The sequence below is a fragment of the Pseudomonas sp. SDO5522_S412 genome, assembly GCF_054071215.1.
The window spans coordinates 1-8403 of record NZ_JBSVWQ010000243.1 but is presented as its reverse complement, the minus strand read 5'-3'; the positions used below and the strand labels follow the sequence as shown (position 1 = coordinate 8403).

Annotated in this window: 8 protein-coding genes; all 8 read left to right on the top strand. The window is 63.5% G+C overall.

From position 1 onward, the window contains the following. The first annotated feature begins 198 nt into the window (after positions 1-198). The 8 genes from ACW9I6_RS28170 to ACW9I6_RS28135 all read left to right on the top strand — a co-directional run bounded on the left by ACW9I6_RS28170 (position 199) and on the right by ACW9I6_RS28135 (position 8334). Positions 199-969 carry a FadR/GntR family transcriptional regulator gene (locus tag ACW9I6_RS28170; RefSeq protein ID WP_008430577.1) on the top strand — a complete coding sequence of 257 codons (771 nt, stop codon included), beginning with the start codon at positions 199-201 and terminating at the stop codon, positions 967-969. Between the two features lie 96 nt (positions 970-1065). Further along, positions 1066-2268, top strand: coding sequence for an ABC transporter substrate-binding protein (locus ACW9I6_RS28165; protein ID WP_003215749.1), 1203 nt, complete (start codon positions 1066-1068; stop codon positions 2266-2268). A 67-nt stretch (positions 2269-2335) separates the two neighbouring features. Then, positions 2336-3196, top strand: a complete 861-nt coding sequence (locus tag ACW9I6_RS28160; protein WP_003215751.1) for a branched-chain amino acid ABC transporter permease — start codon at positions 2336-2338, stop codon at positions 3194-3196. Position 3197: 1 nt separating this feature from the next. Beyond that, positions 3198-4208 carry a branched-chain amino acid ABC transporter permease gene (locus ACW9I6_RS28155; protein ID WP_087694650.1) on the top strand — a complete coding sequence of 337 codons (1011 nt, stop codon included), beginning with the start codon at positions 3198-3200 and terminating at the stop codon, positions 4206-4208. Further along, complete coding sequence (locus ACW9I6_RS28150) at positions 4205-4954, top strand: ABC transporter ATP-binding protein (protein WP_003215756.1); 750 nt, start codon at positions 4205-4207, stop codon at positions 4952-4954. The genes ACW9I6_RS28155 and ACW9I6_RS28150 overlap by 4 nt, the downstream gene beginning before the upstream one ends. After that, entirely contained in the window at positions 4954-5649 is a 696-nt protein-coding gene (locus ACW9I6_RS28145; protein WP_003215757.1) for an ABC transporter ATP-binding protein, read from the top strand. Before ACW9I6_RS28150 ends, ACW9I6_RS28145 begins: the two co-directional genes overlap by 1 nt. Positions 5650-5662: 13 nt before the next feature. After that, a complete protein-coding gene (locus ACW9I6_RS28140) occupies positions 5663-6934 on the top strand; it encodes a Zn-dependent hydrolase (RefSeq protein WP_457340077.1) in 1272 nt (423 codons plus the stop codon). Beyond that, a complete protein-coding gene (locus ACW9I6_RS28135) occupies positions 6931-8334 on the top strand; it encodes an amidase (RefSeq protein ID WP_457340076.1) in 1404 nt (467 codons plus the stop codon). Before ACW9I6_RS28140 ends, ACW9I6_RS28135 begins: the two co-directional genes overlap by 4 nt. The last annotated feature ends 69 nt before the right edge of the window (positions 8335-8403 follow it).

The following is an 8403-nucleotide window of genomic DNA, read 5'->3' as shown; positions in this document are numbered from 1 at the left end:
GTTTTGCTTACTTTTGCGCTCTTCAAAAGTGAGCCGCTGTAAGAGCGGAACCATAGGCGGCCGTTACCACAGCAACGGATATGCACACCCCCACCATTTACGACCCATCCAAACCAAAAGCGACCCCCTCCGTTGACGCCCCACCCCAAACCCCTATTAAGTACTATTAATCCGCATTAATAGGATCAATCAAACACCATGCTAAGCCGCCCGCTGCGCCGCAAACGCCAGAAGCTCTCCGACGTGATCGTCGAGTCGGTCAAACGCTCCATCGTCACCGATGCCCTGAAGCCCGGCGACCGCTTGCCCACCGAACGCGAACTGATGGAAAGCTTCCAGTGCTCCAAAGGCTCCGCCCGCGAAGCCCTCAAGGCGCTGGAAGTCGAAGGCCTGGTCAACACCCGCACCGGCCCCAGCGGCGGCGCCTATCTCAACCAGGCCGGCACCGAACCCGCCAGCCGCGCCCTGCGCAACTACCTGCACTTCCAGCACCTGGACGGCCAACAGGTCTACCAGCTGCGCAAAGTCATCGAAGTCGAACTCGCCGTCTCGGTCCTGGGCCGCCTGAGCGAAGACGACTACCGCGCCCTCCAGGACAACGTCGATTTCTGCAGCGCCCCCGAAGACAGCGAAGCCGGCCAACGCGAACAACGCATCGCCGAACTCGAATTCCACAACCTGCTGGCCAAGGCCTGCCCCAACCCGCTGCTGAGCTTCATGGCGCAATTCCTCAACGACCTGCTGCGTGACCTGGTCGTGCTGAAAAAAGCCTACAAACCCAAGCGCAAGCAATTCGACGCCGCCAACCTCGACTACCACAAACAACTGCTGATCGCCTTCCGGGCCGAAGACGAAGCCACCGTACGCAGCCTGATGCACGAACACATGTGCGACGCCGAACACCACATGACCGCCCTTGAAGGTGAAGTCAGCCCGCACTTTCTGCTGGAGTTCGACCACAACCACTAAGCCGCACCCTCCACCAATAAAAGGCCTGCCCACAGGCCGTGCTCCACCGTATCGCCATTGCCACTCCTGCCAATAACTAATCCAGGGAGTCACCCCATGCAGCGTCGTACGTTGTTGAAAGCCAGTCTCACCGCAGCCGCCGCCCTCAGCCTCCCGCTGAGCGTGCGTTCTGCATTCGCCGCCGAGCCTTTTACCTTTTACGGCCTCAAGTCCATGTCTGGCGCCTTTGCCAGTTATGGCAAATTTGCCGACATGGGTTCACGCCTCGCGGTGGAACAGCATCCCGAGTTACTCGGCCGCCCGCTGGTCTACAAAGTGATCGACACCGAAGGCAACGCCGGCAAGGCCGTGCGTAAAGTCCAGGAAGCGATCCAGCAGGACGGCGCACGCTTTTTCCAGGGCTGTACCCTGTCGTCTTCGGCACTCGCGGTGGCCAAGGAAGTGAGCAAGGCCGGTGGCGTGTTCATGACCCCGGTGGGCGCCGATGAAGTCACCGGCAAGGACTGCAACAGCGCCACGTTCCGCTGGTCGGTGCCGACCTACGGCGCGATCCGCGAGACCCTCGTGCCGCTAATCAAGCTGCTGCCCGACGCCAAGCGCTGGTACACCATCACCCCGCAATACGTGTTCGGCGAAGCCCTGCTCGAAGGCGCCAAATCGGTGCTGGCCGAGCATGGCCTGGAACACGCCGGCAACAGCTACCACTCGCTGCAGGAGCAGGAGTTCTCCGGCTACCTGACCAATGCCATCGCCGCCAAACCCGACGTGCTGGTGCTGCTGAACTTCGGCAGCCAGTCGTCCAACACCCTGCGTCAGGCGGTGAACTTCGGTATCAAGGAGCGCATGAAAGTGTTGCTGGTGTGGTCCGCCGGCCTCGACCAGTTCCAGGAGCTGGGCAGTGACGTACTGGAAGGTGTGTACCTCGGCGCTCAGTACTGGCATCAGGTCGACACCCCGCTCAACCGTGACCTGGTGAAACTCACCAAGGCCAAATACGGCATCAACCCCACTTACCCGCTGGCCGCCGACTACATCAGCACCAAGGTCATGCTCGAAACCATCATCTCCACCGGCAGTTTCGACGGGCCGACCGTGGCCAAGGCCATGCAGGGCCTGAGCTACGAAGGCCCCACCGGCAAGGAGTCGATCCGCGCCGGCGACCATCAGGTGATCAAGGACTACTACCTGCTGGTGGGCAAGGCCGCAGGCGACATGGCCGACAAGGACGATCTGGCCAAGGTGCTCAGCTCCGGCCAGTCGTTCCCGCCGGTGGAAGCCACGGGCTGCGTGCTCGGCTGATCCGCTGAAAATCTACTGGTGACACAGCGCAGGGCCGCTCATGCGGCCACCTGCCGAGGGTTCCTGCATGCTTAATCTTTACCTGTTCCAGATTCTCAACGGCCTGGGCCTTGGGATGATCTACTTCCTGATCGCGGTCGGCTTGACGATCATTTTCGGCCTGCTGAACTTCGTCAACTTCGCCCACGGTGCGTTTTTCCTGCTGGGCGCCTACATCTGCTACACCGCCGTCAGCCTCACCGGCAGCTTCTGGCTGGCGCTGCTGATTGCGCCGCTGGTGGTGGCCGCGCTGGCCTGGGTGATCGAGCGATTATTGATCCAGCGGATTTATCACTTGCCGCACATGTTCCAGATTCTGGTGACCCTGGGGATTGCCCTGATCATCCAGGAAGCCAGCGTGATGATCTGGGGCCCGGTGGGCAAGAGTGTCGCCGTACCGGAATTGCTGCGCGGGGTGCTGGTGGTGGGCGATTTTGTCTACCCCTACTACCGCCTGTTCCTGATCGTGTTCTCCGGCCTCGTTGGCCTTGGCCTGTGGCTGCTGCTGGAACGCACGCGCTTCGGCGCCCTGGTGCGGGCCGGCAGTGAAAGCACGGAAACCGTGTCCCTGCTGGGCACCAACATTTTCCGCCTGTTCTCCATGACCTTCGCCCTCGGCGTGGCCCTCGCCGGTGTGGCCGGTGTGCTGTTCGCCCCGTTGCGCGGCGCCCAGCCCTTTGTCGGCCCGGAAATCCTCGGCGTGGCGTTCGTGGTGGTGGTGATTGGCGGCATGGGTTCCTTCAGCGGTGCACTGGTGGGCGGCCTGCTGGTCGGCGTGGTGCAAAGCCTGATGACCACACTCTGGCCCCAGGGCGCGAGCCTGATGATCTACGGTGCGATGGCCGTGGTGATCCTGGTGCGTCCTTACGGCCTGTTCGGGAGAGCCTGACATGAGCGAGAAAAATCCCCTGCCGTTCGCCAAGACCCAGTCGCGCTACATGCTGCTGTTGGTGCTCGTGGTATTGATCGGCCTGCCTTTGATTCTGCCCTCGGCGACCCTGGCCACCGAGATCCTGATATTTGCCATGGCCGCCCTCGCCTGCAACCTGCTGCTGGGTTACACCGGGCTGCTGTCGTTCGGCCAAGGCATCTTCTTCGGGGCCGGCGCCTACTGCGCGGCGCTGTTGATGATTCACCTGCAACTGGGGCTGTTCAGCGCACTGCTGGGTGCCGCCGTCGCCGGTGGTTTCCTGGCTTTCCTGGTGGGCGCCCTGGCGATCCGTCGCACCGGCATTTACTTCGTGATGCTGACCCTGGCCTTCAGCCAAATGGCCTACTTCGTCGCCTACACCCTGAGCGACTGGACCGGCGGCGACAACGGCCTGCTCAGCGTGCCGCGCCCGGAAATCCGCATCGGTGACACCGTGCTGCTGTCGCTGACCGACGCCCGCGCGTTCTACGGGTTTGTCGCGGTGCTGTTCCTGTTGATCTTCATCGGCGCCCGCCGGGTGATCGCCTCGCCGTTCGGCAGCACGCTGATGGCGATTCGCGAAAACGAAACCCGCGCTTCGGCCATCGGCTATGACACCCGCCACTTCAAGATCCTGGTGTTCGTGTTGTCCGGCGCCGTCACCGGGATTGCCGGGGCGCTGTACGCGATGCTGCTGCACTTTGTGCCGCTGTCGAACATCGACCTGGCGATGTCCGAAAACATCCTGATCATGACCATCGTCGGCGGCACCGGCTCGCTGTTCGGCTCGTTGCTGGGCGCCGGTTCCATCGTGCTGCTGGGGGACTTCCTTTCCGATCTGTGGCCGCGCTGGCTGATGCTGCTGGGGGTGATCCTGATCCTGGTGGTGATCTTCATGCGCGGCGGTTTGTGGGGCGGTCTGTCGACCCTGTTCGACCGTGTGCGCGGCAGCCGCAAGGCCGACGTTGTGACCAAGGAGAAGCTGTCATGAGCATCCTGCTGGAAACCAAGAACCTGGAACTGGCCTACGGTGCGTTCCACGCGGTGAACGGCGTCAACCTCAAGGTCGAAGCCGGCACCATCCACACCATCATCGGTCCCAATGGCGCGGGCAAGACCAGTTTGTTCCACTGCCTGACCGGCGAACGCCAGGCCACCGCCGGGGCAATTCATTTCGACGGCAAGAACCTGATGCGCAAACCGGCCCACGGCCGCGTCGGCCTGGGCATGGCCCGCTCGTTCCAGCTCACCAGCCTGTTCCAGAACCTCAGCGTGCGCGAAAACCTGCGCCTGGCCGCCCAGGGCCGCGACGGCGCCCGCGCCCTGAACTTCTGGCGCCGGGTCGACAGCAAGCGCGAACACCTGGAAATGGCCGACCAGGTGTTGGAACGCCTGCAACTCACCGCCCGCGCCGACACCCTGGCCGGCGAGTTGTCCCACGGTCAGCAGCGGGTGCTGGAAGTCGGCATGTCGATCTGCTCCAGACCCAAGCTGCTGATGCTCGATGAACCCACCTCGGGCATGGGCATCGACGACATCCCGATCATGACCCAACTGATCAGCGACCTCGGCCGCGACCATACCGTGCTGTTGATCGAGCACAACATGAGCATCGTCATGTCCATCAGCCAACGCATCACCGTGATGAGCCACGGCCAGATCCTGGTGGAAGGCACACCGGAATTCGTGCGCGCCGACGAGCGCGTGCGCACCGCCTACCTGGGAGAAGCCGCCTGATGCTGACCGTCGACAATATCCACTCCTACTACGACAAGAGCCACGTCCTTGAAGGCGTGTCCCTGACCGTCAACCCTGGCGAACTGGTGACCCTGTTGGGGCGCAACGGCGCCGGCAAGACCACCACCCTGCGCAGCATCCTCGGGATCATCTGCCCGCGCCAGGGCCAGATTCACTTCAACGGCCAGCCGCTGGTGGGGCAGAAAATCTTCGAAATCGCCCGCCAGGGCCTGGCGCTGGTGCCGGAGAACCGCGGGATTTTCCGCCTGCTCACGGTGGAGGAAAACCTGCGCATTGCCGTGCGCAAGACCAGCCGCTGGCAGATGGAAGACGTGTACGGCATGTTCCCGCGCCTCAGGGAGCGCCGTAAAAACGCCGGCCACGCGCTGTCCGGCGGTGAGCAACAGATGCTCGCCATCGCCCGCGCGCTGCTCAACGACCCCAAGCTGCTCATCCTCGATGAGCCCACCGAAGGCCTCGCGCCGGTGATCGTCGACGAGTTGGTGAAGATCCTGCGCAAGGTCAAGGAAGACGGCCTGCCGGTGCTGCTGGTGGAACAGAACCTGATGGTCTGCGACAAGCTCGCCGACCGCCATTACGTCCTCGAACAGGGCCGCGTGGTGTACGAAGGCAGTGCCGAAGCCTTCCGCGCCGACCCGACGATCAAGAACCGTTACCTGGCCCTGAGTGCCTGACCGGAGACTGCTGATGAATAGTTTTGCGCAACCGCTCCAGAGCAACGCCCCGCTGATCAACCGCGAGCGCCTGTGGCAATCGCTGATGGACCTTGCCCGCCTCGGCGCCACACCCAAGGGCGGCGTGTGCCGCCTGGCCCTTACCGACCTCGACCGCCAGGCCCGCGACCTGTTCGTGCAATGGTGCGAAGCCGCCGGGTGCAGCGTCAGCGTCGACGCCATCGGCAATATCTTTGCCCGCCGTGCGGGGCGTAATCCGGCACTGGCGCCGGTGATGACCGGCAGCCATATCGACACCCAGCCTACCGGCGGCAAGTTCGACGGTTGCTACGGCGTGATGGCTGGACTGGAGGTGATCCGCAGCCTCAATGATTTGCACATCGAGACCGAAGCGCCGATTGAAGTGGTGGTGTGGACCAACGAAGAAGGCTCGCGATTCCCGCCGTGCATGATGGGTTCCGGGGTGTTCGCCGGTAAGTTCGACCTGCAGGAAACCCTCGACAAACAGGACGAGCAAGGGCTGTCGGTGGGCGCTGAATTGCAGCGCATCGGCTATGCCGGTTCCCGCGCCGTGCTGGGCCATCCGGTGGGCGCCTATTTCGAGGCGCATATCGAGCAGGGTCCGGTGCTGGAAGACCAGGCCACCACCATCGGCGTGGTCATGGGCTGCCTGGGCCAGAAGTGGTTCGACCTGACGCTCACTGGCGTCGAAGCCCACGCGGGCCCGACGCCAATGCACCTGCGCAAGGACGCACTGGTAGGCGCGGCGCAAGTGGTCAGCGCGGTGAATCGCATCGCCCACGAACAACAACCCCACGCCTGCGGCACCGTCGGTTGCCTGAGCCTGCATCCCGGCTCACGCAACGTGATTCCCGGCCAGGTGCACATGACCATCGACCTGCGCCACCTGCACGCCGACAAGCTGCAAGCGATGGTCGACGCAGTGCGCCAGGTGATCGAAGCCACCGCCGAGCAGCACGGCTTGAGCTTTGAGCTGACACCCACTGCCGACTTCCCGCCGCTGGATTTCAACCCTGCCTGTGTCAACGCCGTGCGTGATGGCGCGAGCAGCCTGGGCCTGAGCCATATGGACATCGTCAGCGGCGCTGGGCATGACGCGATCTTCGTCGCCGAACTGGGCCCGGCCGGAATGATCTTTGTGCCGTGCGAAGGCGGCATCAGCCATAACGAAATCGAGAACGCCGCGCCGGATGACCTGGCGGCGGGCTGCGCGGTGTTGCTGCGGGCCATGGTCAACGCGGCGCAAGGAGGTAAAGCGGCATGACGGATATCGCCAACCTGACCGCAGTTGAGCTGCTGGCCCGCTATCGGGATAAAAGCCTGTCGCCGGTGGAGGTCACCGAAGACGCCCTGCTGCGAATCGAACGCTACAACCCGGCGGTCAACGCCTACTGCCACGTCGACCCGGAAGGCGCCTTGAAGGCGGCGCGGGATTCGGAACAGCGCTGGCTCAAGGGCCAGCCGTGCGGGGCCCTGGACGGTGTGCCCGCGTCCATCAAGGATCTGACGCAGACCATCGGCATGCCGACGCGCAAGGGTTCGCGTACCACATCCGCCGAGGGTCGATGGGATGTGGATGCGCCCTTCTCGGCCTTCATGCGCAAGGCCGGCGCGGTATTGCTGGGCAAGACCACCACACCGGAATTCGGCTGGAAAGGCGTCACCGATAACCCGCTGTATGGCATTACCCGCAACCCGTGGGACACGCGCATGACGGCGGGCGGTTCGTCCGGTGGTGCCGGTGCGGCGGCGGCCTTGAACCTCGGCGTGCTGCACCAGGGCAGCGATGCCGGCGGCTCGATCCGGATCCCCTGTGCCTTCACCGGCACCTTCGGCATCAAGCCGACCTTCGGTTATGTGCCGCAATGGCCGGCCAGTTCGATGACGATTCTGTCGCACCTGGGGCCGATGACCCGCACCGTGGAAGACTCGGTGCTGATGCTGCAAACCATCGCCCAGCCGGATGCGCGGGATGGTTTGATCGGCGCGCCCCGGACCACGCCATGGTTGCACGCCGGGGCTGATTTGATGGGGCTGCGTATCGCCTATAGCCCGAACTTCGGTTATGTCGATGTGGACCCGCAAGTGGCCAGGGTGGTCGCCCAGGCGGTAGAAGGTCTGGTGCAGCTGGGCGCGCAGGTTGAACAGATTGATCCGGGGTTCAGTGATCCGCTGGAGGTGTTCAATACTTTATGGTTTGCCGGTGCAGCACGCCTGGCCGGGCCGTTGAGCGATGCCCAGCGGCAATTGATGGACCCGGGGTTGCTGCGCATTGCCCGACTGGGCGAGCAGATCAGCCTCAGCGATTACAGCGCTGCGCTGGAAGCACGGGCAGCGCTCGTGGCGCGCATGGCGGCATTCCATGAGCATTACGATGTGCTGGTTTCGCCGATGATGCCGATCACCGCGTTCGAGGCCGGGCACAATGTGCCGCCGGGTTCGGGACTAGGGGAATGGATGGAGTGGACGCCGTTTACCTATCCCTTCAACCTGACCCAGCAACCGGCGGCGTCGGTGCCGTGCGGGTTGGCGGCCAATGGGTTGCCGGTGGGGCTGCATGTGGTGGGGGCGCGGTTTGCGGATGAGCAGGTGCTGAGAGTTTGCCAGGCGTATGCCAAGGCTTTTCCAACCGAGCACCTGCAAGCCCCCAAAACCCCAACTTGAAATGCAATCAAACTGTGGGAGCGGGCTTGCTCGCGAAGGCGGTGTGTCAGTCACCGGATATCTTGACTG

Coding starts and splice junctions, on each gene's coding strand:
- ACW9I6_RS28170 (WP_008430577.1), top strand. CDS start 199: ATGCTAAGCCGCCCGCTGCGCCGCAAACGCCAGAAGCTCTCCGACGTG.
- ACW9I6_RS28165 (WP_003215749.1), top strand. CDS start 1,066: ATGCAGCGTCGTACGTTGTTGAAAGCCAGTCTCACCGCAGCCGCCGCC.
- ACW9I6_RS28160 (WP_003215751.1), top strand. CDS start 2,336: ATGCTTAATCTTTACCTGTTCCAGATTCTCAACGGCCTGGGCCTTGGG.
- ACW9I6_RS28155 (WP_087694650.1), top strand. CDS start 3,198: ATGAGCGAGAAAAATCCCCTGCCGTTCGCCAAGACCCAGTCGCGCTAC.
- ACW9I6_RS28150 (WP_003215756.1), top strand. CDS start 4,205: ATGAGCATCCTGCTGGAAACCAAGAACCTGGAACTGGCCTACGGTGCG.
- ACW9I6_RS28145 (WP_003215757.1), top strand. CDS start 4,954: ATGCTGACCGTCGACAATATCCACTCCTACTACGACAAGAGCCACGTC.
- ACW9I6_RS28140 (WP_457340077.1), top strand. CDS start 5,663: ATGAATAGTTTTGCGCAACCGCTCCAGAGCAACGCCCCGCTGATCAAC.
- ACW9I6_RS28135 (WP_457340076.1), top strand. CDS start 6,931: ATGACGGATATCGCCAACCTGACCGCAGTTGAGCTGCTGGCCCGCTAT.